This is a genomic window from Dietzia sp. NPDC055343 (assembly GCF_053645265.1).
In genome coordinates, this window is record NZ_JBSHMJ010000160.1 from 1 (window position 1) to 1160 (window position 1160).

General features: G+C 70.3%; 2 protein-coding genes and 1 pseudogene. 1 reads left to right on the top strand and 2 read right to left on the bottom strand.

Going from position 1 to position 1160, the window contains the following annotated elements:
• Positions 1–191: pseudogene (locus tag ACWIE7_RS19335) on the top strand (long-chain-acyl-CoA synthetase); the annotation flags it as partial.
• Positions 192–408: 217 nt separating this feature from the next.
• Here ACWIE7_RS19335 and ACWIE7_RS19340 read toward each other — a convergent pair.
• Both ACWIE7_RS19340 and ACWIE7_RS19345 read right to left on the bottom strand, forming a co-directional pair.
• Positions 409–900 (bottom strand): nuclear transport factor 2 family protein, encoded by a 492-nt coding sequence (locus ACWIE7_RS19340; protein WP_454070357.1) that lies wholly within the window; start codon positions 898–900, stop codon positions 409–411.
• Between the two features lie 23 nt (positions 901–923).
• A partial coding sequence (locus tag ACWIE7_RS19345; RefSeq protein ID WP_454070356.1) for a bifunctional ornithine acetyltransferase/N-acetylglutamate synthase occupies positions 924–1160 on the bottom strand: 237 nt, incomplete at its 5' end.

Below are 1160 nucleotides of genomic sequence, written 5' to 3' on the forward strand. Positions count from 1 at the left end.
TACCGGCGTTCATCCGGCTCTCCGCCGAGCTCGAGCACACGTCGACGTTCAAGAGCCGCAAGACCGAACTGCGCGAGCAGGCCTTCGACACCAGCACCTTCGACGAGCCGGTGTTCGTGCTGACCAAGAAGAACGGATACGTGCCTCTCTACGAGGGCGCCGAGCGCGACCTGGTCGACGGCACCGCCTGAGCCGCCGCAGCTACGCAGTTGCAAGACACCCCGCCCACCTCCGCGGTTGCAAGACACCCCGTCCCGGTTGCACGACAAGAGTGGCGAAATCTGCCCGATCTTCGAACGAGAAGTCGTGCAATCGTAGGTCGATGTCTTGCAACTTCGGAGGTGCGCCGGGCGACGTCCGGCAACTGCGGGGCCGAGTGCGTAGCAACGCGTGCCGGGGCAGCGCCGCTCAGCCCTGCGACCAGCCGGTGTCCACGCGGATCCGCTCGAGCCGCCGGTACGAGATGAGCCACTGGCCGTCCACGCGGCGGTAGCGCTCGTGATAGTGACCCCAGCCGTGCAGCCAGCGCTCGCGGCCGTCGATCTGCCACCACAGCCGGTCCTCCATGGCCCAGATGCCGGTGGCGGTGGGCTCGCCCGTCTCCGGGTGGGGCCCGGCGTACTCGATCAGCGGAGTGTGCCCGTGGTGGACGCTCGTGACCGGCGAGGCGCCGTCGAGCGTGTCGCGGATCTTCTCGGTGAGCGTCTGCCGTCCTTGCACCTGCGCCTCACCGCCGCCGGCCGCCCAGGACTCGCTCACCACGTCCTCGGTGTGGCACGGCCCGTAGCCGTCCCACTGCTTGGCGTCCATGACGTAGAGGCGGCGGGCGAACACGGCACGGATCGCCTCGAGGTCGGCGGCGGAGAGTGCAGACCCCTCGCCGGCCTCGGGCTCACCGATCCCAGCTACCCCGGCCTCCCCCGTCACGTCGTGTAGTCCGCGTTGATGGCGATGTACTCGCGGGTGAGGTCGCAGCCGTAGACGGTGCAGGAGCCGCCCGCCGACCCGGCCGCGGCCCCACCGGCAGCGCCACCACCGTCAGCACCACCCGCGGCACCGCCCGTCACGCCCAGGTCCACGGCGATGGTGACCTCCTCGGCCCGCATGATCTCGGTGAGCCGCTCGAGCTCGGCCTCGCCGGGGAAGGCGGGGTAGGTCTC